Here is a 26441-nt window from a genome sequence, read left to right as displayed (position 1 = left end):
GGCACGCGTATCCTGCGAAGGATCGCTTTCGCGATCCTTCGCTTTTGTTCGTCCTATGCTCGCACCGCTGTTCGTGCCGGGGCGACGGCATTGACCGCGACTGCCACGGCGATGTTTGCGGCAAGTGCGAGCAGCCCCGTATAGACCGTGAAGGGTTCTCCTCCGAGACTGATCAGGTGCAGCGGTTTCCAGCCGGCATCCCAAACGAGCATGGTGCCGCCGAAGAACCCGACGAACCAGCCTGCAAGCAGGGCCGGAGCCCGGAACCAGTTGGTGTAGAGCCCGAAGACCAGGGCCGGCAGCGTCTGCAGGATCCAGACGCCGCCGAGCAATTGCAGATCGAGCGCGAACTGCGTCGGCAGGAAAATGATCACGAGCAGGGCGCCTACCTTCACCACCAGCGAGGTCATCTTCGCGACCTTGGCCTCACCGGCGTCGCTCACTTGAGGATTGACATAGGCTTTCCAGAAATTGCGGGTGAACAGATTGGCGGCGCCAATGCTCATCACCGCAGCCGGTACAAGGGCGCCGATCGCGATCGCAGCGAAAGCGAAGCCCGAGAACCAGCCCGAAAACAGCGTCTTGAACAGGGTTGGAACGACATCGGTCGCATTGTCGAGCTGGAGGTTGGCGGCGTGTCCCATGTAGCCGAGCAGCGCCAGCAGACCGAGCAGCAGCGTATAGGCCGGCAGCAAGATCGCATTCTTGCGGATCGTCCTGCCGCTGTTCGAGGCAAAAATCCCGGTCAGCGTATGCGGATACATGAAGGCTGCGAGCGCCGACCCGAAGGCGAGTGTCGCATAGGCGACATACTGGTTGCCGACGAGAAGCAGGTTGCCGGAGCCCTTGGCCTGAAAGGCCGCATCGGCCGAGGCGAAGACATTGGCATAGCCACCGAGCTTCGAGGGGATAAGCGCGACGGCAGCGATCACCACGATATAGATCATGATGTCCTTGACGAAGGCGATCAGGGCCGGGGCACGCAATCCCGCCGAATAGGTATAAAGCGCCAGCACGATGAAGGCGATGGCAAGAGGCAGTTCGCCATGCAAGCCGAGCGCCTTTAGCACCGCGGTCATGCCGACGAGTTGAAGGGCGATGTAAGGCATCGTTGCGATGACGCCGGTTGCCGCCACGGCGAGTTCGAGACCGCGCGATCCGTATTGGCCATGGACGACGTCGCCGGCCGTGACATAGCCGAAATCCCTGGCGCGTTTCCAAAGAACCGGCATGACCATGAAGACGAAGGGATAGACGACGATGGTGTAGGGCAGTGCGAAGAAGCCGTAGGCCCCGACAGTATAGACCAGCGCCGGGACGGCGATGACGGTATAGGCGGTGTAGAAGTCACCGCCGACCAGGAACCAGGTGATCCAGGTGCCGAAGCTGCGCCCGCCTAGACCCCATTCATCGATATGGGCAAGCGTCTCCGGCTTGCGCCAGCGGGCGGCGACAAACCCCAGGATCGTAACGAGGACGAAGAAGAAAATGAAGACGGCGAGCGCCGCGGGGTTGATGTCAGTCGTCATGGCGCGTGCTCCGATAGGCGATCCAGGTCAGCGTCGCGGTGATCGGCACCCAGCCAAGCTGGTACCAGTAGAAGAAGGGGAAGCCGAACATGGCCGGCTCACGGGAATTGTAGAAGGGCGGCCAGAGCAGGCCCAAATAGGGAATGACGAGCAGCCAGAGGGCCGCCTTGCTGCGAAGTTTTTCCATGTCGAGATACCTTCCAGGCGCCATGATATGGGCCGCCATGTTCCAGTTGCCGGCGCGGAAAGGAGAGCACACTGTAACCGGCCATGAGGACAGCCGCGCACGGCTCTCCTTGCGCCACGGCGACAGGTTCGCGACCCATCGGCGGCTGTTGCGGCATGGCATGGACACAGTGAGTTCCTCCCGACGGCTAGCCCTTTCGTGGCCAGTCGTGATGAACCCGTATGGCAGTGGTTTTGCCCTCACAAGATGGTGGTGGCGTGGAAATCCAAGGGTCTACCCAGAAGTGGGTAGACCGGGAATCAGCCGGTTTTTGCCACGATCCCGTGGCCGAGGGCGTAGTGGATAAGTCCCGCGGTCGTGGCGATGCCGAGCTTCTTCTTGAGGTTCTTGCGATGCGTCTCGGCCGTGGCGGACGTTATCCCGAGCGCTTCGGCGATCTCCCTGTTGCTTTGGCCGGCAACGATGAGGCCGAGAATGTCGCGCTCACGCGGCGTGAGCGGATCCGCCTGGTCCTGCGCCCCGCGCTCCATCAGCACGTCGGAGACGCCGGACGAGAAATATGTCCCGCCGCCTGCCACTGCCTCGATGGCGGCGACGATCTCGTCCGTCGACACATCCTTGAGGATGTAGCCGGATGCGCCATGCATGACGGACGAAGAGATATATTCACGGCTCTCATGCATCGAGAGCATCACGATGCGGGTGTCGGCAAGTTCCCTTCTGAAGAGTTCGATCGCGTCTATGCCGCTGAGTTTCGGCATGTTGATATCCATCAGCACGACCTGCGGCCGGGTCTGCCGGCCTATTTCCAGGCCGGCATGCGCAAGGCCTGCCGTGCCGACGACCTCGATATGGTCGAACGTATCGAGCACGGCTTTCAGGCCATCCAGGACCAGCGGGTGGTTGTCGATCAGCAGCACCTTGATCACACGGCGGTCGCTCATGCAGCAACGGCCCGTTCGCTGGTCGGCATATTGGCCGATTTCGGCAGCATCGCCGTCAGGGTCGTGCCGGTCGGCAGGCTGTCGAGCAGCAGCAGGCCGCGGAAATGCGCCATGCGCTCTTGCATATTGCGCAGCCCGAGGCCCGTCTTGCTTGAGGCGCTACCGTCAAAGCCGGTGCCGTTGTCGGAGATCGTCATACGTGCACGGCCGCCCTCGCTCCAGAGCTTGACCGAAAGGCGGGTGGCGCCGGAATGCCGCTCGACATTGGTGAAAGCTTCCTGCGCGACACGGTAGAGAGCCGTGCTGGCTGCCGGCTGCAAGCTGTCCGTAAAGCCTGATGCCTCGATTTTGGTCTCTATGCCCGTCCGCTCCGCGAAATTGTAACAGAGCGCTTCGAGAGCGGCGGTCAAGCCGAGATCGTCGAGGACACGGGGGCGAAGATCGTGGGACAGCCGCCTGATTTCCTTGATCGCGCCGTTGAGTGCCTCCACGCCGCGCTCGATGGTGAGGGCCGCGTCATCGACATGGTTCCTGACCTGTCTCCCGGCGAGATCCATGGCGTAGCGCACGCCGACGAGATTCTGCGAAATGCCGTCATGCAGTTCGCGAGCCAGGCGCGAGCGTTCCTCTTCCTGGGTGTCGATCACCCGCTGGGTCAACTGCTTGAGCCTGCCATCGGCAATGCGGCGTTCATGGAATGTCAGAAGCATGCATGTCGAGAAGACCACGAGCACTGCCGGAACAGCGATCAGCGCCACGATCACGAAGGTCTTCTTTATGTTCGCGCGCATGCTGGCGTTCGCCGCGGCGGTTTGGGCAAAGACATCGTCGAGATAGACGCCGGTTCCCACCACCCACTTCCACTTGTCGAGGCCAACGACGAACGACAATTTATCCGCAATCAGGCCCGTCGACGGCTTCTGCCACTTATAGTGATGCAGGCCGCCGCCGGATTTCGCCGTCGCGATCAGTTCGGCGATGACCTTGTCGCCGTCCGGATCGGTCAGGCCAAGCCAATTGCGCCCGTGCCGGAAGCTTTGGCGCGGGTGAACGATGTTGTTGCCGTCATAGTCGTAGACGAAGAAATAGCCGTCCTTGCCATAGTCGAGCGAGGTCAGGATTGCAGCCACCTTCTCCTTCGCGGCCGTATCGCCAGGGCCGGCATCGCGATAGGTCGTCTCGATGGCCGATAGAGCGAGATTGGTCAGATTGAGGATTTCCGCTTCCTTGGCTTTCAGCATGTTCTGCTCGAACGTGTCGATATTGTTCTTGGCAAGATTTGCCGACTGCCAGGTTATGAACGTCGTGATCGCCAGGATCGCGATCATCAGTGGGACGATCGCAAGCGCGATGATCTGGTTGCGTAGCGTCAATGGAGATCCCTCCCACGTGCCGCGTCGTCGCTTGGGGGTGAACAACGATCCCTGACAAGGCCCCGCAATAAGGCGGCAACGCCGGCATGGGTCAAGTCTGGACGAACATTTGTCGGCTGCAAAGACAGAGGATCCAGCTGAGAGGGGTTGTCTGGCCTGCTGACAGTTTCAGCGGGTGGGGCCGACACCCCGATTTCTCGAACTCGGCAGGTCCAGGATAACCCGCGCCGCCCGTTCAGTATTTTATGACCCGGCGCTCAACTAGCACGACGATTGCGAACAGCGCGATCGACAGCGACGACGACAACACGATCGCCGCGTAGAGCCGGTCCGACTGGTAGTTGAAGCTCGCCTGGATGATGAGCGCGCCGAGCCCCTTGTCCGAGCCGATCCATTCGCCAACGATGGCGCCGATGACGGCGGTGGCCGACGCGATCCGCAGCGAGGAGAACAGCATCGGCAGCGCTCGCGGCAGGCGCAGGCTCCAGAAGACCTCTCGGCGCGTCGCCGACAGCACCCGGAACAGTTCGTGCTCGTTGTCGCTGGCCGAATCCAGCCCTCGGATCATGTTGACCAGCGTCGGGAAGAAGCAGATCACGGCGGCAATCACGATCTTTGGCGTCATGCCAAGCCCGAAGATCAGGATGATGATCGGCGACAGCGCCAGGATCGGGATGGTGTTGAAGAACAGCACGATCGGGAAATAGGCGGCCTGCAGCACGCGGCTGTGCACGAAGACCACGGCCAGCAGCACGCCGGCGAGATTGCCGATGACGAAGCCGGCCAGCGCCTCGATCAGCGTCGGCCAGAGATTGCCGAGAAACAGCGCAAGGCTCTTCCGAAAAACCCCGAATATCGCCGTCGGTGTCGGCACGATATAGGCTGGTACGCCGAGCCAGGGCAGCAGGAACTGCCAGGTGAGCAGGATCGAGGCCGCGCCCAGGACGGGCAGGGCGATCCCCAGCGCGGGCGGCAAGGGGGCCTGTCTCATGAGGCCTGCTCCAGCGCGCCGCGCAGTCCGGCCATGGCGGCGATAACAGCGGGATCCTCACGTGAGCAGCGATTGCCGTCCTGCTTGAACGGCCGCATGTCCTGGTCCTTGATCAGGCGCCCGGGATTGGCGGCAAGCACGATGACGCGCTCGCCGAGATAGGTGGCTTCGGCGATCGAATGGGTGACGAAGAGGATCGTCGTACCGGTGCGCCGCCACAGCGCCAGCAACTCGTCGTTGAGGCGGTCGCGGGTGATCTCGTCCAGCGCGCCGAACGGCTCGTCCATCAAAAGCAACTTCGGCTGCCCGAGCAGCGCGCGGGCGATCGCCACGCGCTGCCGCTGGCCGCCCGACAATTGGTGCGGCAGGCGCTCACCGAAGCCGGCAAGCCCCATCAGCTCGAGCAATTCGTCGCTGCGGTCCTCGATCTTGCGGGTCAGGCTGCCTTGCCCGACGCCCAGCGGCAGCCGCACATTGTCGCGCACAGTGCGCCAGGGCAGCAGGGTCGAATCCTGGAAGACGAAGCCGACATCCCTGCGCGAGCGCACTGCGTGCGGCGTGTCGCCAAGCACGCTGATCGTGCCGCCGAGCGGATCGAGCAGGTCGGCGACCACCCGGAGCAAGGTCGACTTTCCGCAGCCCGACGGCCCGAGGATCGACAGGAAGGAGCCGGCCGCGACCGTGAGGTCGAGGCCGGCGAGCACCTTTACCGCCGTCTGCCGGCCGCCATAGCCGACATCCAGTCTGCTTGCCTCGATCGCGTTCGCCATCAGGCGGCGGGCGCGTCGAGCTTGGGCCGGTCGGCGGCCGAGAGTTCGAGGATCTTCGTGGTGTAGACATCCGCCGCAGCCGGCCGGCCGTTCGGGTATTGGCCGACCTTGTCCAGCAGCGCCAGTTGCTCCTCGATCGAGGCCGGGTCGAAGGTTCCCCAGCCATCCTTGGCGGTCTGCCCATCGAAGGAGAGTTTCAGCACCAGATTGACGGTCTTTTCTTCCCAGCCGAGATCCATTTCCGGATAGGCGGCGACCATCTTCTTCACCGCTTCCTGCGGATTGGCATGCACCCAGCCCCAGCCCTTGGCGACCGCGCCGATGAATTTGGCCAGCGTGTCCGGATCCTTTTCGATCGCTGCATCGGTGGCGAAATAGACATCGGCGTAGGAGTTCAGGCCGAGATCGCGCACCAGGAGGTCGATGCGGTCGTCGCCGACGACGCTCAGCGCCTGGGTGTTAGTGATCCAGCCGCCAATGGCGTCGACGTCGCCGCGCACCAGCGGCGCCTTGTCGAAGCCAACATTGACGATGGTGACCTCCGACGGGTCGATGCCGTTCTTGGCCAGGATCTCGTCGATGACGAAGCGCGCCGTCGGCTGGATGCCGATCTTCTTGCCCTTGAGGTCGGCGACACCGCGGATCGGCTTGGCCGGCTTCGAGGTGAAGGCATAGGGGCCAGTGCGGAAGCCGCAGGCGATGATCTTGACCGGCACGCCGCTGGCGCGTGCCGCATAGAGCTGCGGCGTCTCGGAGAACTGGCCGACCTGGGCAGCACCCGAGATGACCGGCGGCACGGTGGCGGCATTCGGTCCGCCGGGGCTGAATTCCACTTCTAGCCCGGCGTCCTTGAAATAGCCGTTGGCGACGGCGGCGATGTCGCCGATCTGTCCGTTCGACATCAGCCAGTCATACTGGATGACGACCTTGCCGGCCGCCCTGGCGCCCGGCGTCAGCACCAGTTGCATGCCGGCCGAGGCGGCGGCAAGGCCGGCGAAACCGGCTTTCACGAAGCTGCGGCGGTTCATGTCGTATTGTCCGTTCCCACTCATTTGTCGCTCCTGTTGCAAGGCTTCTTGTTCATTCTTCAGGCGCCGCTCCAACGGCGCGGCGTCGTCTACGGCTGTTCGTCGTGGTAGTCGCCGGGGCCGCCGTCGAGCCAGGCGTATAATTCCCAAAGCGTGTCGTCGGGATCGGTGAAGTAGGCGCAGCGCGCGTTCCAGACATAGTCTTCCGGCGGGCCGTAGAAGGGCACGCCCTTGGCGCTCAGCTCGCCATGCAGCCTGTCGATCTCGGCGGGCGTATCGAGCTTCACCGCCACGCAGACCTTGTGCGCCTGGCGCGGCGATTTGAGCTTTGATACGCCGGTGTGGCGGCTGATGTGGTCGATCTCCCATGCGGCAAGCGTCACACCCTCGCCATGGAAATCGGCAAAACCTTCGGCGCGGCGGCGCAGCCGAAAGCCGAGTTTCTCGACGTAGAAGTCAACCGTCCGCTCGATATCCTCGACGAGCAGGCAGACGTCTGAAATCGCGTAAGCGCCTCCGAGCGGCATGGTCATTTCCCCTTGCCGGTGTGCTTGGCGCGCGCGGCGGGCAGCTTGACGCCGACACGCTCGGCGGCGCCGATGATATGGGCGCGCATTGCCGCCTCGGCGGCCTTGGGATCGCCGGCGACCAGCGCCTCGTAGATGCGCACATGCTCGCCGACATTGACGTCGACCAGGTCGTGCAGCGGGTTGGTGAGGCGGGCGTAATGGATCGACCGGCGGATCTGCTCGCAGACGAAGGAGATGAAGGTGTGGATGTAGCTGTTGCCGGTGGCGCGTGCGATCTCGCGATGGAACAGGAGGTCGGCGTCGATGCTGCCTTCTTCCCAGCGCTCCTCGCCACTCATGCGGTCGAGCGCTGCCTTGATGGCGTCGAGATGCTCCTGTCCGCGCCGCTCGGCGGCAAGGGCGGCGGACTCGGCCTCGAGGATGCAGCGCAGCTCGAACAGCCGCTCCATATTCTCAGTGTCTTTCAGTGCCTCGCCGTCGATGCGGATCGAGGCACGCTGCTCCGGCGCCAGCACGAAGGCGCCAACGCCTTGCCGCGCCTCGATCATGCCGTCGGCACGGAGCTGCGCGATCGCCTCGCGCACGACGTTGCGGCTGACGCCGAATTTCTCCGATAGCTGCTGCTCCGTCGGCAGGCGCGTGCCGGGATTGAGCTCGCCGGAATCGATCTCGCGGCTGAGGAAGGCGGCGACACGGTGCGGCAGCGCTTCCACGGTGCCGATAGCGGCCAGTCTTTGCTTCATGAAGAGGTCTCCGTCAGAGGCAGAAGGCAACCGGGGTTCATCAATCCTTGCGGGTCGAGCGCATCCTTCAGCGCGGTGACAAGCCGGCGATGGGTGGGCGCCAGGCCGGCCCAGAAAGCACGGTTGCGGGTACGACCGATGCCGTGCTCGGCGCTGATCGAGCCGCCGAGTGCGTCGGCGATCCGGTAGAGCCCACCCGTGATGTCGGCGCCCTGGGCGCGGGCTTCGCTTTCGGCAAGACCCGCCGGCGGCAGGACATTGAAATGGATGTTGCCGTCACCGGCATGGCCGTATGCTTGCGGCAGCCAGCCGGGATGGTCGAGCCCAACGAAGCGGCGGGCCTGATCGACGAGGGCAGGGACGTCCGATATCCTGACCGCAAGGTCGGTGCGCACATGATAGCCGCGCTTCGCCTGACCCTCGACCAGTCCTTCGCGGATCGCCCAGAAGGAGCGGGCCTGTGCGCTGCTTTCGGCGAGTACCGCTTCGGTAACGAGACCGCTCTCCATGGCGCCGGCCAGGAAGTCGACCAGCAGCGTGCGCAATTCTACAGCGGCACTTGCGGACAATTCGATCAGCACATGGACGGGAGCTTCGACCGGCGAGCTGATATCGGCGTCGATCAGGCGTGCGAGCTCGATGCACTCCGAACCGATGATCTCGAAAGCCGACATCAGATCGGCCGAGGCCCGACGCGCCTGCCGGAACAGCGCGATGGCTGCTTCGAAAGAGGCAAGGCCGAGATAGGCCGTCTCGACCCGGATGGGTTTTGGAAACAGTTTCAGCTCGACGCCGGTGATGATGCCGAGCGTGCCTTCGCTGCCGATGAAAAGCTGCTTCAGGTCATAGCCGCGATTGTCCTTGCGCAGGCCGGAAAAGCCGCTCCACAATTCGCCGTCCGGCAGCACGACCTCGAGGCCAAGGATCAGATCGCGCGCCATACCGTAGCGCAGAACATTGATGCCGCCGGCATTGCTGGCCGCATTGCCGCCGATCTGACAGCTGCCCTGGGCGCCGAGCGCCAGCGGAAACAGGCAGTCATGCGCCTCGGCGGCGTCCTTGACGGTCTGCAGGATGCAGCCGGCATCTGCCTGCAGGACGAAATTGTCGGCGTCGACGAGACGGATGGCGTTCAGCCGTTCCAGGCTGACGATAACGGCGCCACGGGTCTCGATGTCGATCGCGCCCGCCACCAGGCCGGTGTTGCCGCCTTGCGGGATGATGCCCAGCCCAAGCGCACCGCATAGCCGCACCACGGCCTGAACTTCGGCGACTGAAGCCGGCTTCAGCACGGCAAGCGCGCCGCCACGGTGATCACCCGACCAGTCGCCGAGGTATTTCGCCATGCCGGCGGTATCGATGGCGACGCCGCTTTGCCCGACAGCGCCTTCCATGGCGCTGAGGATTTTTGGTGAAAGGCGGTGAACGGTCATGTACGGGTCGGCAACGATGTCTGGAGATAGGGTGATACATATCATCCTACAACTGAGGTGAAGTCAACGGCACTTCCGCGAGCGGTGGGCAAATCACCGATACCGTCCGGATGAAGATATCGGGAATTGCCCGCGCCGCCGGCAAAGGGAGGGTCTTGTTGGACGTATCGGGTTTAGGACCTGCTCATGCGCCGCCTTGGCCGATTGCCGCCAGGTCGAAAGCATTTCAATGGTGAGCAGCGGCTCGCCCGCGACAGTTGATCCAGCAAGGCATGGGGACAAGATGATCGAATTGCCGTTTACGCGCGACGAATACCAGCAGCGGCTTCGAAAGATCCGCACCGAAATGGCAAGGCGCGGTATCGAACTTCTTATCGTGAACGATGTTGCCAACCAGCACTACATCACCGGTTATGACGGCTGGTCATTCTACACGCCCCAAATGGTGCTCGTTCCGATCGAAGAGGTTGAGCCGGTCTGGATAGGCCGCGCGATGGATGCAGCCGGCGGTCTCCTCACAGCCTGGATGAAGGCCGAGAACGTGGTCGGCTTCCCGGAAGATTATGTTCAACGCGTCGATCGCCATCCCATGGACTGGATAGCAGGTTGGATCGTCGCGAAGGGCTGGGGCAATCGTCACATCGGCATCGAGCTCGAAGCCTACTATTTCTCGCCGAAAGGGCATGCCCGGCTTGTCGCCGGACTGCCCAATGCCAAGCTGCATGACGCCGATCTTCTGGTGAACTGGATACGCGCGGTCAAATCGGCGCCCGAGATCGATTATTTGCGCAAGGCATCAACCTTGGCGGAAGCGGCCGTCGCGCGGGCCTTTGAGGTTATTGCACCAGGCGTTCGCGAATGTGATGCGATAGCCTCCATCCAGGCGGCGCAGATCGCCGGCAGCCCGGACTTCGCGGGCGATATCACCGCCCTGCCTCCGACAATCCTCGGCGGTGAAAATGCCTCCGCTCCGCACATCATGTGGAGCGACAGGCGGTTTGGGGAGAACGAGACGATTGCCCTGGAACTCGCCGGGGTCTGCCGTCGCTACGCCGCCGGGCTTGCAAGAACGCTGCAGCTCGGGAAAACGCCGACAAATGTTTCGGACACGGCAAAGGCGGTGATCGAGGGCATGGACGCGGTGCTCGATGCGGTCAGGCCAGGAACGACCGCCGAGGCGGTCGAAGCTGCGTGGCGCAAGGTCATTCAACGCTACGGGCTGAAGAAGGAGTCGCGTATCGGCTATTCCATCGGCGTAGCCTATCCGCCCGATTGGGGCGAGCACACGATCAGCCTCAGGCCGGGCGACAAGACGGTGCTTGCGCCCGGCAACGTCGTGCATTCCATTCTTGGCATGTGGATGGACGGTTGGGGCATTGAGATCAGCGAGACCATCCTGGTGACTGAGACCGGCAACGAGACCCTGACGAAGTTCCCGCGAGATATCCATGTCAAATCCTGACGATCCGGCTCCCGTCCCAACCAATATCGACGCCGGGATCCTCGACCGGATGATCGAGATTCGCCGCCATCTGCATCGCAACCCAGAGCTTTCGAACCACGAGGCGAACACGCAGCGTTACCTGCGGCAGATGCTGGCTGCGGAGGGGATTGCCGACATCCGTGACGTCGCAGGATTCGGTCTGGCCGTCGATATTGTCGGCGCCGGCAAGCCTTCAAATCGCAAGCTCGTCATCCGCGCCGATATCGATGCCTTGCCGATCGAGGAGGAGTCCGGTGTCGACTATGCGTCGATAAATCCAGGCGTGATGCACGCATGCGGCCACGATGCCCATGCCTCGATGGGCTTTGCGGTTGCCGCGCATCTTCACCAGTCGAGGGATGATTTTGGCGGAACCGTGCGCCTCATCTTCCAGCCCGCCGAGGAAGACGAACCGTCGGGCGGGAGACGGGTGGTGGAAGAGGGGCTTCTCGACGATATCGACGCTGCGATCTGCGTCCATGTCGATCCGTACACGCAGTCCGGCAAGATCGCCGTCAGCTCCGGTCCGTACACCCTGGCTTGCGACACGTTCGATGTTCTCGTCACGGGCTCCGCCGCACACGCCGCAAAACCCCATGAAGGTGTCGATGCGATAGCCGTGGCCTGCTCGATGGTCACGGAACTGCAGAAGATCGTCTCGCGCGAGACCGACCCTTACGACCCGTTGGTCATATCCGTTACCGCCATCAACGGCGGTAGCGCCTACAATGTGATCGCCGGCAAGGTCACGTTGAAAGGGACCATTCGCAGCGGCAGCGATGCCACCCGCGAGCGAGCCTGGCGCCGCGTTCGTGCGATAGCCGAGGGGATAGCGACGAGCCACGGGGCGAGTGTTGAGGTCGACATCCATAAGGGCGAGCCGGGGGTCGTCAACGATGTCGAGATGACTGAGCTAATAGTCGCCAGTGCCAAGGCCTGCATCGGGGCCGACAATGTTCTCAACACGCCCGGATGGACCATCGCCGACGACTTCGGCTACTACAGCAAGAAACGCCCGTCGGTCTATTTCCGGCTCGGAATCCGAAATGAAGCGGTCGGATCGGTCTTTCCGCTCCACCATGCCAGGTTTCGCGTCGACGAGGCCGCCCTGAAAGTCGGTGCGGCCACTCTGGTCTCGGCAGCGAAGATGTTTCTGTCGACGCCGCCGGAAAGTCTCCACGCACAGTGAGGGTGGCCTAAAGGTATTGCTCGACCTTTTTGCCGACGGTGAGAAAACGCAGCGGGTCGACGGCCTCGCCATTATGGCGCACCTCGTAGTGCAGATGCGGACCGGTCGAGCGGCCGCTGCTGCCGGTCTTGCCGATGACGTCGCCGGCCGCCAGCTTCTGGCCGACGGTGACGTCGATTTCGCTCAGATGTCCGTAGCGCGTAGCAAAACCGTTGCCGTGGTCGACCTCGACCATGCGGCCATAGCCGCCGTTCCAGCCCGCCTTGACGACGACGCCAGGCGCAGTGACCTTGGCCGCCATGCCGATCGGGGCCCTGAAATCCATGCCTGAATGCAGCGCCGCGGTGCCGAGGATCGGGTCGGTGCGCACGCCGAACGGGCTGGTGACGGAATGGCCGGGGGCGGGATTGGCGAGCGGCAGCTTCCGTGCTTCCTTCTTCAGATCGTCGAGCGCGTCCAGCGCCTCGTCGAGCTCCTTGACCTTGCTGTCGAAGATCATCGAGCCATCGACCGGGATCAGCGGACCGCCAGCATCGCTCTTGCCAAAGTCGCTGTCGACCGGCAGCCCGGCCGCCTGCAGCGCCTGGGTTATGGCATCGGCACTCTTGTAGGCGTTGTCGGCAAGCGTGGCGACGCGGGTTAGCTGTTCGGTTTCGATGGCCTTGAGCGACTGGTTGATCGACACGAACAGTCTGTCGGCACGGTCGGCGGCCGAATCGCTGGGCAGCGGGTCGGAGCGGGTTGACCACAGCGAGAACGGTCTAGTGTCGCCACTGCTGGGATTGGCAGCAAGGCTGGCCACGGAATAGGTACCTGGCTGGGAGATGCTGCCTGTCACATCGGCATGTTCGTCGGGCTTGGCGGCTGCATCGGCTGCGGCGGGCGCGGTGCCGACTTCGCTCTCGGCGCGTTCGAGGATCGGGCCGAGGCGGCCGTGGCGCTGGCTGAGCTGGGTCTGCCGCTCAAGAAGTTCGCTGACCTTGGTTTCCATGAGCTGCTGGTCGAGAAGCTGGCGGCTGGTGATCCGATCGACCTGGGCGCGAAGCGCGGAGATACGGTCCTCATAGGCCTGCTGCATGCGTGCCTGGCGTGCCGTGGTGGCGCCGATGAGATCGTCGCGCAGCACCAGATAGGAGGTCGCCAGCAGGTAGCCGATGGCGATCGCCGCCAGCGCCGAGCCGATGAATGCGACAAGCCAGGGGCGGATGGTGAAATGTCGTATCTCATTGCCCCGGGCGATGATGATCGTGTGGGGCTCTTTGCGCCTGCCGAAGACCGCTGACTGACCGGTTACGTTCACGGGACCAAGCTTTCGTTACGACATCAACGACGAGCCTGATTACACATTATTAGGGTTAACAAAGCTTTGCAGACCAGGGGCGCCCGTTAGGAATGCCCGCAGGACGCGCATCGGGTTGCGGGGACGGGAACAGCCTATGTTCCGCGTGCCTCAAAGCGAGCGCACCGCCTCCAGCACCTCTTCGGCATGGCCCTTGACCCGGACCTTCCGCCAGATCCTGGCGATCCGTCCGTCCTTGCCGATCAGGAACGTCGCGCGCTCGACGCCCATGTATTTGCGGCCGTACATCGTCTTTTCGACCCACAGATTGTAGGCCTCGATCACCTTGCGCTCCTCGTCGGCGACCAGATCGACGCTGAGATCGTATTTCTGCTTGAACTTGTCGTGCTTCTTGATGCTGTCCGGCGACAGGCCGATCACCACCGCGCCGGCTTTCTCGAATTGCGGCTTCAGCTGCGAAAAGCTGATCGCCTCGGTGGTGCAGCTTGAGGTGTCGTCCTGCGGATAGAAGTAGAGTACAACAGGCTTTCCGGAATACGCGGCGAGGCTGAGCGACCCGCCCCCGTCGCGCGGAAGGTCGAATTGCGGCGCATGGTCGCCCAGGTCGAGATCAGCCATATCGATGCCCTTGTTTGCGGTTACGCGCCAAGCCGCATCGATATAGTGTCGAGCGGGGATTCGTCCACGATCGAGTTCGTTACAACGGAAAATTGCGTGGATCAGGAGCAACCGCAGCACGAGAAGATCAGGTTCAGGCGTGACGAGATCACTGACCTGGGGGCTTTGCCGTCTGCATGCAAGGTGCCGCCGCTCGGCCGCGCCAAGATTGGCCGCGGCTTTCGCATTCTTGGGCGGCTGGTTGCCGGTCTTTGCGCGCTGGTGCTGCTGGCCGCGGTCGGCGTCTATGTGCTCGGCGCGTCGGGCTTCGGCACCGAGCGGCTTCGGGCCGAGGCCGAGACGGCAATCGAGAAACTGGCCGGCTTCGATGTCGACGTCACGGTCGGACCGGCACGCCTGACGCTCGACGGTTCGAGCTTCATTGCCTTGCAGGTGAGCGACGTCGTCCTGAAGACCGCCGATGGCAAGCCGATGGCCGATGCCGGGCGTGTACGTTTCGGCATAAGGCTCATCCCGCTGCTCTCCGGCGAGGTGCGGTTGACCAGCGCCAGGATTTCCGATGCGCACATCGTGGCGGCGGCGATGCCATCGGGTGGCGGCGACTGGACGGCGGCGCTGCGCAACGAAGACGGGCTTGTCGACCCGGAAAAGCTGGCCGACGCGGTGTTCGCCAACGTCAACCACGCGCTCGACGCCGTGCGCGTGGATTCTATGCGCCAGATCGACCTATCGAATGTCGAGTTCGTGCTGCCGGACACCGGCTCCGTCACGCGGGTCACCGTCGCCGACGCCTCGGTTCTGCAGACAGGGCCGGGCAGCATGCAGTTTTCAGCCAAGGCCGATGTCGACGGCAGGGCGCTCACCGTCGCCGCCACGGCCACGCGCGACACGACGGCGCGGCGCGTCAGCGCGCTGGACGCCAGCGTGGAACTGGTCCAGGCTGAAGGTGCTGCCACGGCCGCCGGCGGGAAGCTGGGCACAGTTGCGGTGAAACTGACGGGATCGGAAGGAGCGGGTGAAACCGCTTCGCGGCTTGCCGCTTCCCTGTCGCTTGCCGGCTCCGTGCTCGATCTCGGCACGCGCGGCTTGCTTCCGGCCGACGTCGATGCCAATGCCATGCTCATCTCCGGCTCGAACAAGATCCAGGTCGACAGGCTGCTGCTCAAGACCGGCCGCTCGACCTTCGACTTCGCCGGTTCGATCGGACCGAAGCCGGCCACCGGCACGGCGGGCGAGGAGCCGTCCTACCGCTACGACCTGACCAGCGACCGTTCGACCTTGTCGCCTTCGGAGTCGCCGGAGCCGGCGCTCGACTTCGTTGCGCGCGTTGCCGGCGTCTACCAGACCAAAAGCCACAAGCTCGTCGCCGAGCAAATCGGGGTCCGGTCGGGGGGCTCGAGCGAGGTCATGGGCACGGCCTCGGTTACCTTAGTCGACGGCAAGGCTCCGGGCATATCCGTCTCCCTCAACGTCCACGACATGCCGGTCTCGCATGTCAAGCAATTGTGGCCCTGGTTCTCCGCCCGCAATGCCCGCCTCTGGGTGCTGAACAATCTGTTTGGCGGCCGTGTCGTCAATGCCAGCGTGGGATTCCAGGTCGTGCCCGATCGTCTCGGCAACGGCGTTCCACTTTCCGCCGATGAGGTGTTCGGCCGCTTCCAGATCGAAGGGTCGCGCTTCGACACCGCCGGCCGCATTCCGCCGATCCGCGATGCCGTTGGCGAGGTTTCGTTCCATGGCAACGACGTCGACGTCGCGCTCACCTCCGGCAGCGTCTTCATGCCGAGCGGCCGCACCGTGGCGGCTAGCAACGGCACGCTGACGGTCAAGCAGGCCAACCGGCCGCCGGTGATCGGCGCTCTCGACATCGATGTCGCCGGCGAGGCGCCGGCGATCGCGGAGCTCGCATCCTACGAGCCGATCAACGCCATGCGCCATGTCGGCCTCGTGCCGGAGGACCTGTCCGGCGAGATGACTGGCCACGTCAAGGCGGACATTCCGCTGCAGTCGGGTGTCGATACCTCGAAACTCGATTGGCTGGTGTCGCTTGACTACACGGACCTGTCGCTCGCCAAGCCGTTCGAGGACCAGACGGTGACCGAGGCCGACGGTTCGATCACGGTCGGGCCCGATCAGGCGGTGATCTCCGCCAAGGCGCTGCTGAACGGCATCCCGGCCGAGCTCGACCTCGTCGAGCCGCTCAAGGACGATGGCCCGCAGCGCAGCCGCAAGGTCGCGCTGGTGCTCGACGACAAGATACGCGCAGCCGCCATGCCCGGCCTGTCGCCGCTGCTTTCGGGGACCACAAAGGTGGCGATCGACAAGAGCGGCGGCGGCAACCAGAACGTCTCGGCCGACCTCACCAATGCCAGGCTGGACATTCCCTGGGCAGGCTGGAGCAAGGGCGCGGGCGTTCCCGCCAAGGTCACCTTCGTCATGGCTAAGTCAGGCAATACCACGACGCTGTCCGACTTCGACCTCGATGGAAAGAGTTTTTCCGTCAAGGGCGACGTGACGCTGGTCAACGGCGCCCTGTCGTCGGCCCGCTTCAGCAAGGTCGCCCTGAACAGGGGCGACGATGTCGCCGTGTCGGTCAAGCGATCGGGCAAGAGCTACGCCGTCAATGTCAGCGGCGAGGCGCTCGACGCCCGCTCGCTGATCAAGCAGTTCACCTCCGACGTCGACACCGCCACCAAGACCACCGGCTCCGATGCGATTTCAGTCAGCGCCGACGTCAATTCCCTGACCGGCTTCCATGACGAGGTGCTGTCCAATCTGAAGCTGGACTACAGCGCCGCCGGTTCCAGGGTGAACGGGCTGAAAGTGAGCGCAACGGCAAGTTCGGGAGCCGCGATAACCATCAGCAACACGGCCGGTGACGGCCAGCGCATGCTCAACATGAAATCGGCGGACGCCGGCGCCATCCTGCGCTTCCTCAACATCTACGAGCACATGGAAGGCGGCGCGATCACACTGTCGATGGCAGGCGCAAGCGACGGGCCGATGAAGGGCCAGGTCGATTCCAGCAACTTCTTCATCGTCAACGAGCCGAAGCTTGCCTCGATCGTATCGACGACGCCGGCCGGCGACAGCCGCAATTTGAGCCAGGCGGTCAAGGCCGACATCGATACATCGAGGGTCAAATTCGAGCGCGGTTATGCCGAGATCGACAAGGGCGCCGGCTATCTGAAACTGGCGAACGGCGTGCTGAGCGGCCCGCGCATTGGCACCACTTTCCAAGGCACGCTCTACGATCAGAGCAACAATATGGACATGACCGGCACCTTCATGCCTGTCTACGGCCTCAACCGCATCTTCGGCGAACTGCCGCTGTTCGGCCCGCTGCTCGGCAATGGCCGCGACCGCGGCCTGATCGGCGTCACCTACCGGCTGAAGGGCAACGCCAACAAGCCGGTGCTGGACATCAACCCGCTGTCGGTGATCGCGCCTGGAATATTCAGGTCGATCTTCGAGTATCGCTAGACCATGATCCCGAAAAGTGGACACCGGTTTTCGGAAGGATCATCGTCAAACAAAGCTCCGCTCAGACCGGCCGCGCCAGGACGTGTTTTTTCTTGCCGAGTGAAAGCTTTATGACGTTTTCCGGACTCAAATCCTGAAGTGTCACCATGCGGCGATCGTCCGAGACCGGCTGGTCGTTCAGGCGCACGGCGCCGCCCTGGATGTGCCGGCGCGCCTCGCCGTTGGAGGTCGCGAGTCCTGCGGTAACCAGCAGCGACAGGATGCCGACGCCGGCTTCCAGCGCCGCCTTGTCCACGTCCACGCTCGGCAATGTGTCGGCGAGCGCGCCTTCCTCGAAGGTCTTGCGCGCGGTTTCGCTCGCTGTCTCTGCTGCCTCGCGGCCATGCAGCATGGCGGTGATCTCGGTGGCGAGGATCTTCTTCGCCTCGTTGATCTCCGAGCCGCCGAGTTGTTGGAGCCGCGCCGCCTCGGCGAGGGGCAGCGTCGTATAAAGCTTCAGGAAGCGGCCGACATCGGCGTCCTCGGTGTTGCGCCAGTACTGCCAGAACTCGTATGGCGACAGCATCTCGGCATCGAGCCAGACGGCGCCCGTGGCCGATTTGCCCATCTTGGCGCCCGACGAGGTGGTGAGCAGCGGCGTGGTCAGCGCATAAAGCTGCGCGCCTTCCATGCGATGTCCGAGATCGATGCCGTTGACGATGTTGCCCCACTGGTCGGAGCCGCCCATCTGCAGCCGGCAGCCGACGCGCTTGTAGAGTTCGACGAAGTCGTAGGCCTGCAGGATCATGTAGTTGAATTCGAGGAACGACAGCGACTGCTCGCGATCGAGCCTGAGCTTGACGGAATCGAAGGCCAGCATGCGGTTGACTGAGAAATGCCGGCCGACATCGCGCAGGAAATTGACATAGTTGATCGCCATCAGCCAGTCGGCGTTGTTGACCATGACGGCGTCGTGCGCACCGCTGCCGAATTTGAGATAGGGCGCGAAATTGCGGCGGATGCCGGCGAGATTGTCCTCGATGTCCTGCGGCGTCAGAAGCTTGCGCGCCTCGTCCTTGAAGGACGGGTCGCCGATCATCGAGGTGCCGCCGCCCATCAGCGCGATCGGCCGGTGCCCGGTCTGCTGCAGCCAATGCAGCATCATGATCTGGATCAGCGAGCCGGCGTGCAGGCTCTTGGCGGTCGCGTCGAAGCCGATATAGGCGCTCACCGTCTCCTTGCTGAAAAGCTGGTCGAGGCCGGCATCATCCGAAGTCTGGTGGATGAAGCCGCGCTCGCTCATCGTGCGCAGGAAATCGGATTTGAAGGCGGACATTTTTTCTTTCCTGGAGATCGCCTGGCCGCTGGACCAAGCGTGACGTGAAGGCGGGCGTTTAGCATCCGCGGGCGATCAGCAAAAGTGGTTTCCGGTTTTGCGTCCGATCGCCCGCCAACAAAAGACCAGCGATCAGCAAAAGTGGTTTCCGGTTTTGCGTCCGATCGCCCGCCAACAAAAGACCAGCGATCAGCAAAAGTGGGTTTCCGGTTTTGCGGCCTGCGCGGATGCCATTTGCGAATCCTTGCCTCATCGTTTTGGCTGGCGTAATGAGGCGCCGCGCAACGGCTTCGCCCGAAGCGCCGCGACGAGGCCAATCGACCGCCCCGCAGATCAAGTCAGGAATCCGGCCTCCCGCACATGAACAGGAACTACCTCATCCTCTTTCTGTTCAGCCTGCTGATGACGGTCGGCGGGCTGATGAGCCTTCCGCCGGTCGATCGCGACGAGTCCCGCTTCGTCCAGGCCACCAAGCAGATGGTCGAGACCGGAGACTATGTCGACATCCGTTTCCAGGATGTCTCCCGCTACAAGAAGCCGATCGGCATCTACTGGCTGCAGTCGGCGGCGGTCGCATTGAGCGGGCAGGGGGCCGAAGCCCCGATCTGGGTCTATCGCCTGGTCTCGATGCTTGGCATCGCCCTGGCCGTCGTCGGCATCGCCTGGACGGGCACAAAACTCTTCGGCGTGAATGCCGGTCTCGCCGCCGGCCTGATGATGGCCGCGATCTTCGCCACCGCCTTCGAGGCCCGCGACGCCAAGACCGACGCCATGCTTCTGGCCTGCTGCGTGGCGGCGCAGGGCGCGCTGGCACAGATCTACCTGGCCTCGCGCCGCAACGAACCGGTTGCCGGCCATCTACCATGGGTCTTCTGGATCGCCCAAGGCGCGGGAATCCTCATCAAAGGCCCCGTGAGCCCGATACTGTCGGTCCTGACGGTGGCCGCGCTGTTCGCCTTCGAGCGTGACTGGCGCTGGCTGTTGAAACTGAAGCTTGTGCGCGGTGTCGCGCTGGTGCTGTTGATCGTGCTGCCCTGGGTCATCCTCATCACCTGGAAGAGCGGCGGCGCCTTTCTGCAGGAAGCCGTCGGCAAGGACATGATTGCCAAGGTTGCGCAGGGCGAAGAATCGCATGGCCTGCCGCCCGGCTTCTACATGCTGACCTATTCGCTGTTCATGTGGCCCTTCGGCCTGATTGCGGTCGGCGCCGGGCTGCAGGCCATCAACCGCTTCTGGGACGATCCGCGCCTGCGCTTCTGCCTGGCCTGGTACATCCCGTTCTGGCTGGTGTTCGAGCTGATCCCGACCAAGCTGCCGCATTATGTCATGCCGGCCTACCCCGGCATGGCGTTGCTGATCGGCTGGCTGCTGACGTTGAAGCCGGAGGAGGCCAATGCACCGCTCCGGCGCTGGCAGTCCTGGCTGTGGTGGTCGACTGCTTTCGGCCTTGTCGTGGTTTCCATAGGTCTGGCTGTCGTCTGCATCGGCGCGCCGCTCTATCTGGCCAAGGCATTTTCCTGGTGGAGCTTGCCTGCCGCCCTTGCCGCGCTCGCCGCCGGCTATCTGGCCTTTCCGCGCAAATTGCAGGTGCCGCTCGGCCGCATCGGCGCCATCGCGGTCTGCGCCGGCATCACCTTTTCCCTGCTGTTCGGTGTTATCGCCCCATCCTTGAAGCCGATCTGGCTGAGCCCGGCGATCAAGGCCGCAGTCGATGCGAACCGCCCGTGCGAGACGAGCGTGCTCGCCTCCGCGCCGTATCATGAGCCGAGCCTCGTCTTCCTGGTCGGCACCAAGACAATCCTGACCGATGTCGACGGCGTCGCAAAGCATCTGCTCGATGATCCGGCTTGCGCGCTTGGGCTGGCGCCGGTCGCGGACGAGAAGAAGCTGAACGATGCGCTGGCCGGACAAGGCAAATCCGCGCGCCGGCTGGCTGAGATCGACGGCCTGAACTACTCGTCAGGGGACAGGCTGTCGCTCGGCCTCTACCGGGTGGACAAGTGAGCACGTCGATGACCCCGCCGGCGGTGTTCCGCCGGTCGCTCGGCAACTTTCTCGACACGCTGCGCATCGTGCGAAGGCGCTTTGCCGTGCGCAAACCCGACTATCCGCGCATTGCGTGGCCGGTCTGGCTGCTCGCCTGGATCATGCTCACGGCAGCGGTCTTCTTCCGCCTTGACCACGCGGCAGGGACGCGTTGGGGGGAATGGCCTCACGGGCTTGCCCGCTTCACCGAGTTTTTCACCGACTTCGGCCTGGGCGGCTGGTACCTCATTCCGGCCGCACTCTGCCTTGTCGCCGCCAACCTGACCGACTGGCGGAGCCTTTCGCGGCGCGCGCGGATGCTCGTCTACAACTGGACCTGCCTTGCCTTTCTGGTGCTCGGCGCGGTCGGTCTTTCAGGCATCGCCGTCAATCTGCTGAAGTATGGCATCGGGCGGGCGCGTCCGCGCTATTTCGACGATTTCGGGGTGTTGTCGTTGCATCCTTTCGCCCTGGATGCGCGCTTTGCCGGCTTTCCGTCCGGCCACGCCACCACCATGGGCGCCGTTTTCGGCGTCGCTCTGCTCCTGTTTCCGAGACGCTGGTACCTCGCGCTGGCGATCACTGCGTGTATCTCGTCGACGCGGGTTTTCGTCGGCGCGCACTATCCAAGCGACACAGTCGCTGGCTTCGGCCTCGGCTGCGCCAGTGCGATCCTGTGCGGACTTCTCTTCGCCCGGCTCGGTTTCATCTTCCGCCGGACGTCGGCCAAGCTGCCCATACGCAAGACGACATTTCGGCTCACAGGCTATGCCGAGGCGGGGAACAAAAGAGTGGCGTCCAGACAGGGCGAAGATCGCGTCGCCGCGGACCGACCTTAGAGCATTCCTGGAGTCCAGCCGCTCAGCTACTGGCGTTCAATACCGCCATAGGTTCTGACCAGTTCGGCCATATCCGGCGCGCTTGCGCTGGGCGCTTCCTTCTCCAGCCCCTCGGCGACGCCAACGCGGTCGGCCACCGGTCGGTTCTGGCTGACCTTCCACTTGCCGCTGATGTCGGTGATCTCGATTTCCAGCCCGACAATGCCCTTGATCTGCGACTGGATGAAGCCGGCCGGCGCGTCGGTCACCGCCCAGGGTGCCTCGCGGCTGCCTTCCTGCGACGCCGTCAGCTCGGCGATCTGCTGCGCCAGCCATGCCTGGTCCTCGATCACCTTGACCATGCCGCGCACCTGGACGATGGCGTAGTTCCAGGTCGGCACGACCTTGCCGGTCTCGCGCTTGGTCTCGTACCAGGACGGCGTCACGTAAGCGTCGGCGCCTTGGAAGACGACCAGCACCGGCGAAGCGGGGCTCTCGGCCAGCAGCCGCCACTGCGGGTTGGCCTTCGCCAGATGGGCACGCAGCCTGCCCTTCGGGCCAATGTCGGCGTCGAGCAGGAACGGGATCGCATTCGCGACCGGCCCCTCGGTGCCGTTCGAGATCAGCAGCCCCAGCGGATGCGCCCGTACCAGCCCGTGCAGGATGTCCTGCCGCGTCTCCTGGAAATGAGGAGGCTGGTACATGGCGATCTCTCCTTATCTCAGGCGCTTCGGCCGCGGGTCGGACAATTCGCCGGCGAGCCGCCGGTCGAGATAGTCGGCGCATTCCTGCAGTAGAAGGTCGGCATCATTGGCGAAGAAATGGTTGGCGCCAGGCAGCGTCTTCTGGGTGATGGTGATGCCCTTTTGCGTGTGCAGCTTGTCGACCAACGCCTGCACGTCCTTCGGCGGCGCCACCTTGTCGGCATCGCCATGGATGATCAGGCCCGACGACGGGCAGGGCGCCAGGAACGAAAAATCATAGGTGTTGGGCTGCGGCGCGATCGAGATGAAGCCCTCGATCTCGGGCCGGCGCATCAGAAGCTGCATACCGATCCACGAGCCGAACGAATAGCCGGCGACCCAGCAGCTCTTGGAATCCGGATGCAGCGACTGCACCCAGTCGAGTGCTGCGGCCGCATCCGACAACTCGCCGGTGCCGTGGTCGAACTCGCCCTGGCTGCGGCCGATGCCGCGAAAATTGAAGCGAAGCGTGGTGAAATCCCGCTTCTGGAACATGTAGAAGAGGTCGTAGACGATCTTGTTGTTCATCGTGCCGCCGAATTGCGGGTGCGGATGCAACACAATGGCGATCGGCGCGCTCTTTTCCTTGGAAGGCTGGTAGCGACCCTCAAGGCGGCCGGCCGGACCGGTAAAAATGACCTCAGGCATAAAATACTCCACATGGCATAAGAATGCGCGGCGCCCGGAACACTCTTTCCTCTGGCCTTGACGCAGGGCGAGCGTCTTCTTAGAAGCTAGTTTAGAATTGTTCAAAACTGGGTGGCCAAAACCTGCCGGCTAGGCCGCCCGCGCCGCAAGCCGGGTAAATAGGACGGCTTGCCTTGCGATTTCAAGGAAATAACGCGCTATCCTCGCCGAATGGCTTTTGACGGGACCAATTGAAGGAAAATGGCCGCAACTCGCGCCTATCTTGACTACAATGCCAGCGCGCCACTCGTTGCAGAGGCGCGCGCGGCCATGGTTGGTGCGCTCGATGTCGCCGCCAATCCGTCGTCTGTCCATGCCGAGGGTCGCGCCGCGCGGCGGCTGGTCGAGGATGCCAGGCGCAATGTCGCCAAGCTGGTCAATGCTAAGCCGGAGCATGTCGTGTTCACCTCCGGCGCGACCGAAGCCGCCTCGACCTTGCTGACGCCGGACTGGCAGATGGGGCGCGGCACGGTCCGCATGAGCCGGCTCTATGTCTGCGAAGCCGATCATCCCTGCTTGCTCAATGGCGGCCGCTTCCAGGCGGCGCAACTGACGCGGATCGGCGTCGACGTCAACGGCATCGCCGATCTAGGCGCATTGGCGGCGGCCCTTGCCGCCCATGACAAGGCCGACGGCCTGCCGCTGGTGGCGATCCATGCCGCCAACAACGAGACCGGCGTCATCCAGCCCGTCGAGGCCATCGCCGGGATCGTCAAGGCGGCGGGCGGCATGCTCGTCGTCGATGCGGTGCAGGCGGCCGGCCGCATTGCCATCGATATGTCGGCGCCCTACGCCGATTATCTGATCCTGTCCTCGCACAAGATCGGCGGCCCCAAGGGTGTCGGCGCCATGGTTGCCGCGTCCGACCTGATGATGCCGAAGCCGCTGGTCAATGGCGGCGGCCAGGAAAAGGGCCACCGCGGCGGCACTGAAAATCTCGCAGCCATCGCCGGCTTTGGCGCCGCGGCACGGCAGGCACTGGCCAGGCTGAACGACGTCGATGCGCTCGCCCGCCGCCGCGATGAGGTCGAAACAATCATCAAAACGCTGGTATCGGATGTTGAAATCTTCGGAACCGGCGCGCCAAGGCTTGCCAACACGACATTCTTCGCTATTCCCGGCATCAAGGCCGAGACGGCACAGATCGCTTTCGATCTGGCCGGTGTCGCCCTGTCTGCTGGATCGGCCTGCTCGTCGGGCAAGGTCGGCCCGAGCCATGTGCTGAAGGCCATGGGGTATGGTGACAGTCTTGGCGCTTTGCGTGTGTCCATCGCCCACGCGACGAGCGCCGAGGATATCGAACTGTTTCGCGCAGCGCTGGCAACTATCGTCGCGCGCCGGGCGGACAGGGAAGAAGCTGCTTGAGGGCGGCAAAGGGAATTCGGGCCTTGCGGCCTGGTAGAGCCGTGCGTTTCAAGGTGGCCGGGTGAATTCACGGTCGGGACGCACTATATGGAACTTACGCCGCCTCGGGTGCCCTGCTGGTGCTCGCTGGCGATGCCATAGTTTGAAAACTGTCGGGCCTTGACCCCGGCGTGGATGGAGAACGCTTATGCCTGCTGTGCAGGACACGATCGATCGGGTCCGAAAGATCGACGTCGACCAGTATAAATACGGATTCCAGACAGAGATCGCGATGGACAAGGCCCCCAAGGGCCTGAGCGAAGACATTATTCGCTTCATCTCGGCCAAGAAGGACGAGCCGTCCTGGATGCTGGAATGGCGTCTTGAGGCCTATCGGCGCTGGCTGACGCTGGACGAGCCGACCTGGGCGCGCGTCAACTATCCGAAGATCGATTTTCAGGACATCTACTATTACGCCGCGCCCAAGAGCACGCCCGGCCCGACCTCGCTCAGCGACGTCGATCCCGAACTGCTGAAGGTCTACGAAAAACTCGGCATTCCGCTCAGGGAACAGGAAATCCTCGCCGGCGTGCAGAAGACCGACGTGTCGGAATTCGAAGAGGCCAGCGACAATGTCTATAAGTCGGGCCGCGTCGCTGTCGACGCGGTGTTCGATTCCGTGTCCGTCGTCACCACCTTCAAGAAGGAGCTGGCGCAGGCCGGCGTCATCTTCTGCTCGATCTCGGAAGCGATCCGCGAGCATCCGGAATTGGTGAAGAAATATCTCGGTTCGGTCGTGCCGACCTCCGACAATTTCTACGCCACGCTGAACACCGCCGTGTTCACCGACGGTTCCTTCGTCTTCGTGCCCAAGGGCGTGCGCTGCCCGATGGAGCTGTCGACCTATTTCCGCATGAACGAGAAGAACACCGGCCAGTTCGAGCGCACGCTGATCATCGCCGAGGAGGGGGCTTATGTCTCCTATCTCGAGGGCTGCACGGCGCCACAGCGCGACGAGAACCAGCTGCATGCCGCGGTCGTCGAACTGGTCGCGCTCGACGATGCCGAGATCAAATATTCGACGGTGCAGAACTGGTACCCCGGCGACGCCGAAGGCAAGGGCGGCATCTACAATTTCGTCACCAAGCGCGGCGACTGCCGTGGGCACCGCTCGAAGATTTCGTGGACGCAGGTCGAGACCGGTTCGGCCATCACCTGGAAGTACCCGAGCTGCATCCTGCGCGGCGACGATTCCAGCGGCGAGTTCTATTCGATCGCCGTGTCGAACGGCTACCAGCAGGTCGACAGCGGCACCAAGATGATCCATCTCGGCAAGAACACGTCGAGCCGCATCATCTCCAAGGGCATCGCCGCCGGCTTCTCGCAGAACACCTATCGCGGCCAGGTCTCGGCGCACCGCAAGGCGACCAACGCCCGCAACTTCACCAATTGCGACAGCTTGCTGATCGGCGACCAGTGCGGCGCACACACCGTGCCCTACATGGAAGCCAAGAACTCGACAGCGCAGTTCGAGCATGAGGCGACCACCTCGAAGATTTCCGAGGACCAGAAGTTCTACGTGATGCAGCGCGGCATCCCCGAGGAAGAGGCGATCGCGCTGATCGTCAACGGCTTCGTCAAGGACGTCATCCAGCAGTTGCCGATGGAATTCGCCGTCGAGGCGCAGAAGCTGATCGGTATCAGCCTCGAGGGGAGCGTCGGGTGATGGATACGGTTCCGCTGATTTTCTACGCTATGGTCTGCGGCGCACTAGGTGCGGTCGCGCCGTCGATCCAATCGACGGTTCTGCGGGTAGCGGCAGGCGGTGTGACCGGGCTGGTGTCGGCGCTGGTGCTGCCCTTCTTGCGAGGCGCATTTGGTTACATGAGCGGGTCACGGATGTGCTGA

24 protein-coding genes are annotated in these 26441 nt (G+C 63.4%); 9 read left to right on the top strand and 15 right to left on the bottom strand.

Annotated elements, in window-relative coordinates; translation table 11 throughout:
* Positions 1 to 53: 53 nt before the first annotated feature.
* The 10 genes from mctP to D3227_RS18020 all read right to left on the bottom strand — a co-directional run bounded on the left by mctP (position 54) and on the right by D3227_RS18020 (position 9528).
* The gene (gene mctP, locus D3227_RS18065; protein WP_120015534.1) at positions 54 to 1529 is read right to left on the bottom strand and encodes a monocarboxylate uptake permease MctP; all 1476 of its coding nucleotides are present in this window, start codon (positions 1527 to 1529) and stop codon (positions 54 to 56) included.
* Entirely contained in the window at positions 1519 to 1716 is a 198-nt protein-coding gene (locus D3227_RS18060) for a DUF3311 domain-containing protein (protein ID WP_120015699.1), read from the bottom strand. Before D3227_RS18060 ends, mctP begins: the two co-directional genes overlap by 11 nt.
* Positions 1717 to 2015: 299 nt before the next feature.
* Positions 2016 to 2660 (bottom strand): two-component system response regulator MctR, encoded by a 645-nt coding sequence (mctR, locus tag D3227_RS18055; protein WP_120015532.1) that lies wholly within the window; start codon positions 2658 to 2660, stop codon positions 2016 to 2018.
* Entirely contained in the window at positions 2657 to 4033 is a 1377-nt protein-coding gene (gene mctS / locus D3227_RS18050) for a two-component system sensor histidine kinase MctS (RefSeq protein WP_120015530.1), read from the bottom strand. The genes mctR and mctS overlap by 4 nt, the downstream gene beginning before the upstream one ends.
* A gap of 235 nt (positions 4034 to 4268) precedes the next feature.
* Entirely contained in the window at positions 4269 to 5024 is a 756-nt protein-coding gene (locus D3227_RS18045) for an ABC transporter permease (RefSeq protein WP_120015528.1), read from the bottom strand.
* The gene (locus D3227_RS18040) at positions 5021 to 5794 is read right to left on the bottom strand and encodes an ABC transporter ATP-binding protein (protein ID WP_120015526.1); all 774 of its coding nucleotides are present in this window, start codon (positions 5792 to 5794) and stop codon (positions 5021 to 5023) included. The genes D3227_RS18045 and D3227_RS18040 overlap by 4 nt, the downstream gene beginning before the upstream one ends.
* Complete coding sequence (locus tag D3227_RS18035; RefSeq protein WP_120015697.1) at positions 5794 to 6822, bottom strand: ABC transporter substrate-binding protein; 1029 nt, start codon at positions 6820 to 6822, stop codon at positions 5794 to 5796. The genes D3227_RS18040 and D3227_RS18035 overlap by 1 nt, the downstream gene beginning before the upstream one ends.
* Before the next feature lie 89 nt (positions 6823 to 6911).
* Positions 6912 to 7349 (bottom strand): VOC family protein, encoded by a 438-nt coding sequence (locus D3227_RS18030; RefSeq protein WP_120015695.1) that lies wholly within the window; start codon positions 7347 to 7349, stop codon positions 6912 to 6914.
* 2 nt (positions 7350 to 7351) lie between these two features.
* Positions 7352 to 8095: a FadR/GntR family transcriptional regulator gene (locus D3227_RS18025; RefSeq protein WP_006204455.1), complete on the bottom strand. Its 744-nt coding sequence runs from the start codon at positions 8093 to 8095 to the stop codon at positions 7352 to 7354.
* A complete protein-coding gene (locus tag D3227_RS18020) occupies positions 8092 to 9528 on the bottom strand; it encodes an FAD-binding oxidoreductase (protein ID WP_167480740.1) in 1437 nt (478 codons plus the stop codon). The genes D3227_RS18025 and D3227_RS18020 overlap by 4 nt, the downstream gene beginning before the upstream one ends.
* A gap of 283 nt (positions 9529 to 9811) precedes the next feature.
* On the opposite strand from D3227_RS18020, the gene D3227_RS18015 reads away from it, so the two are divergent.
* Positions 9812 to 10990: a M24 family metallopeptidase gene (locus D3227_RS18015; RefSeq protein ID WP_120015693.1), complete on the top strand. Its 1179-nt coding sequence runs from the start codon at positions 9812 to 9814 to the stop codon at positions 10988 to 10990.
* Positions 10977 to 12200, top strand: coding sequence for a M20 metallopeptidase family protein (locus tag D3227_RS18010; RefSeq protein ID WP_120015522.1), 1224 nt, complete (start codon positions 10977 to 10979; stop codon positions 12198 to 12200). Before D3227_RS18015 ends, D3227_RS18010 begins: the two co-directional genes overlap by 14 nt.
* A gap of 7 nt (positions 12201 to 12207) precedes the next feature.
* On the opposite strand, the gene D3227_RS18005 is transcribed toward D3227_RS18010, so the two are convergent.
* Positions 12208 to 13500, bottom strand: coding sequence for a M23 family metallopeptidase (locus D3227_RS18005; RefSeq protein WP_120015520.1), 1293 nt, complete (start codon positions 13498 to 13500; stop codon positions 12208 to 12210).
* A gap of 150 nt (positions 13501 to 13650) precedes the next feature.
* Positions 13651 to 14118 carry a peroxiredoxin gene (locus D3227_RS18000; RefSeq protein ID WP_120015518.1) on the bottom strand — a complete coding sequence of 156 codons (468 nt, stop codon included), beginning with the start codon at positions 14116 to 14118 and terminating at the stop codon, positions 13651 to 13653.
* A gap of 96 nt (positions 14119 to 14214) precedes the next feature.
* On the opposite strand from D3227_RS18000, the gene D3227_RS17995 reads away from it, so the two are divergent.
* Complete coding sequence (locus tag D3227_RS17995) at positions 14215 to 17601, top strand: YhdP family protein (RefSeq protein WP_120015691.1); 3387 nt, start codon at positions 14215 to 14217, stop codon at positions 17599 to 17601.
* Between the two features lie 61 nt (positions 17602 to 17662).
* Here D3227_RS17995 and tyrS read toward each other — a convergent pair whose 3' ends face one another.
* Positions 17663 to 18916: a tyrosine--tRNA ligase gene (gene tyrS, locus D3227_RS17990; protein ID WP_120015516.1), complete on the bottom strand. Its 1254-nt coding sequence runs from the start codon at positions 18914 to 18916 to the stop codon at positions 17663 to 17665.
* Positions 18917 to 19013: 97 nt separating this feature from the next.
* Here tyrS and D3227_RS41145 point away from each other — a divergent pair, with 97 nt between their 5' ends.
* The 3 genes from D3227_RS41145 to D3227_RS17975 are packed head-to-tail and all read left to right on the top strand — an operon-like array spanning position 19014 to position 21780.
* A complete protein-coding gene (locus D3227_RS41145) occupies positions 19014 to 19280 on the top strand; it encodes a hypothetical protein (protein WP_147377619.1) in 267 nt (88 codons plus the stop codon).
* Positions 19277 to 20920 (top strand): ArnT family glycosyltransferase, encoded by a 1644-nt coding sequence (locus D3227_RS17980; protein ID WP_120015512.1) that lies wholly within the window; start codon positions 19277 to 19279, stop codon positions 20918 to 20920. Before D3227_RS41145 ends, D3227_RS17980 begins: the two co-directional genes overlap by 4 nt.
* A gap of 8 nt (positions 20921 to 20928) precedes the next feature.
* Complete coding sequence (locus D3227_RS17975; protein WP_120015510.1) at positions 20929 to 21780, top strand: phosphatase PAP2 family protein; 852 nt, start codon at positions 20929 to 20931, stop codon at positions 21778 to 21780.
* 26 nt (positions 21781 to 21806) lie between these two features.
* Here the strand turns inward: D3227_RS17975 and D3227_RS17970 are convergent, their stop codons facing one another.
* Complete coding sequence (locus D3227_RS17970; protein ID WP_120015508.1) at positions 21807 to 22463, bottom strand: FMN-binding negative transcriptional regulator; 657 nt, start codon at positions 22461 to 22463, stop codon at positions 21807 to 21809.
* Positions 22464 to 22475: 12 nt separating this feature from the next.
* On the bottom strand, positions 22476 to 23150 hold the full coding sequence (locus D3227_RS17965; protein ID WP_006205994.1) for an alpha/beta hydrolase: 675 nt from the start codon (positions 23148 to 23150) through the stop codon (positions 22476 to 22478).
* A 240-nt stretch (positions 23151 to 23390) separates the two neighbouring features.
* On the opposite strand from D3227_RS17965, the gene D3227_RS17960 reads away from it, so the two are divergent.
* From D3227_RS17960 to D3227_RS17950, 3 genes are all read left to right on the top strand, one after another.
* Positions 23391 to 24554 carry a cysteine desulfurase family protein gene (locus tag D3227_RS17960; RefSeq protein WP_120015506.1) on the top strand — a complete coding sequence of 388 codons (1164 nt, stop codon included), beginning with the start codon at positions 23391 to 23393 and terminating at the stop codon, positions 24552 to 24554.
* 187 nt (positions 24555 to 24741) lie between these two features.
* Positions 24742 to 26259 (top strand): Fe-S cluster assembly protein SufB, encoded by a 1518-nt coding sequence (gene sufB / locus D3227_RS17955; RefSeq protein WP_120015504.1) that lies wholly within the window; start codon positions 24742 to 24744, stop codon positions 26257 to 26259.
* Positions 26259 to 26441 carry a hypothetical protein gene (locus D3227_RS17950; RefSeq protein WP_120015502.1) on the top strand — a complete coding sequence of 61 codons (183 nt, stop codon included), beginning with the start codon at positions 26259 to 26261 and terminating at the stop codon, positions 26439 to 26441. The genes sufB and D3227_RS17950 overlap by 1 nt, the downstream gene beginning before the upstream one ends.

The sequence above is a fragment of the Mesorhizobium waimense genome, from assembly GCF_003601975.1.
Lineage (GTDB): Bacteria > Pseudomonadota > Alphaproteobacteria > Rhizobiales > Rhizobiaceae > Mesorhizobium > Mesorhizobium waimense.
Note: the sequence above shows the minus strand (reverse complement) of the source record. Positions and strands in the feature narration are given on the sequence as shown.

Coding starts and splice junctions, on each gene's coding strand:
- mctP (WP_120015534.1), bottom strand. CDS start 1,529: ATGACGACTGACATCAACCCCGCGGCGCTCGCCGTCTTCATTTTCTTC.
- D3227_RS18060 (WP_120015699.1), bottom strand. CDS start 1,716: ATGGAAAAACTTCGCAGCAAGGCGGCCCTCTGGCTGCTCGTCATTCCC.
- mctR (WP_120015532.1), bottom strand. CDS start 2,660: ATGAGCGACCGCCGTGTGATCAAGGTGCTGCTGATCGACAACCACCCG.
- D3227_RS18045 (WP_120015528.1), bottom strand. CDS start 5,024: ATGAGACAGGCCCCCTTGCCGCCCGCGCTGGGGATCGCCCTGCCCGTC.
- D3227_RS18040 (WP_120015526.1), bottom strand. CDS start 5,794: ATGGCGAACGCGATCGAGGCAAGCAGACTGGATGTCGGCTATGGCGGC.
- D3227_RS18035 (WP_120015697.1), bottom strand. CDS start 6,822: ATGAACCGCCGCAGCTTCGTGAAAGCCGGTTTCGCCGGCCTTGCCGCC.
- D3227_RS18030 (WP_120015695.1), bottom strand. CDS start 7,349: ATGCCGCTCGGAGGCGCTTACGCGATTTCAGACGTCTGCCTGCTCGTC.
- D3227_RS18025 (WP_006204455.1), bottom strand. CDS start 8,095: ATGAAGCAAAGACTGGCCGCTATCGGCACCGTGGAAGCGCTGCCGCAC.
- D3227_RS18020 (WP_167480740.1), bottom strand. CDS start 9,528: ATGACCGTTCACCGCCTTTCACCAAAAATCCTCAGCGCCATGGAAGGC.
- D3227_RS18015 (WP_120015693.1), top strand. CDS start 9,812: ATGATCGAATTGCCGTTTACGCGCGACGAATACCAGCAGCGGCTTCGA.
- D3227_RS18010 (WP_120015522.1), top strand. CDS start 10,977: ATGTCAAATCCTGACGATCCGGCTCCCGTCCCAACCAATATCGACGCC.
- D3227_RS18000 (WP_120015518.1), bottom strand. CDS start 14,118: ATGGCTGATCTCGACCTGGGCGACCATGCGCCGCAATTCGACCTTCCG.
- tyrS (WP_120015516.1), bottom strand. CDS start 18,916: ATGTCCGCCTTCAAATCCGATTTCCTGCGCACGATGAGCGAGCGCGGC.
- D3227_RS17980 (WP_120015512.1), top strand. CDS start 19,277: ATGAACAGGAACTACCTCATCCTCTTTCTGTTCAGCCTGCTGATGACG.
- D3227_RS17975 (WP_120015510.1), top strand. CDS start 20,929: ATGACCCCGCCGGCGGTGTTCCGCCGGTCGCTCGGCAACTTTCTCGAC.
- D3227_RS17970 (WP_120015508.1), bottom strand. CDS start 22,463: ATGTACCAGCCTCCTCATTTCCAGGAGACGCGGCAGGACATCCTGCAC.
- D3227_RS17965 (WP_006205994.1), bottom strand. CDS start 23,150: ATGCCTGAGGTCATTTTTACCGGTCCGGCCGGCCGCCTTGAGGGTCGC.
- D3227_RS17960 (WP_120015506.1), top strand. CDS start 23,391: ATGGCCGCAACTCGCGCCTATCTTGACTACAATGCCAGCGCGCCACTC.
- sufB (WP_120015504.1), top strand. CDS start 24,742: ATGCCTGCTGTGCAGGACACGATCGATCGGGTCCGAAAGATCGACGTC.
- D3227_RS17950 (WP_120015502.1), top strand. CDS start 26,259: ATGGATACGGTTCCGCTGATTTTCTACGCTATGGTCTGCGGCGCACTA.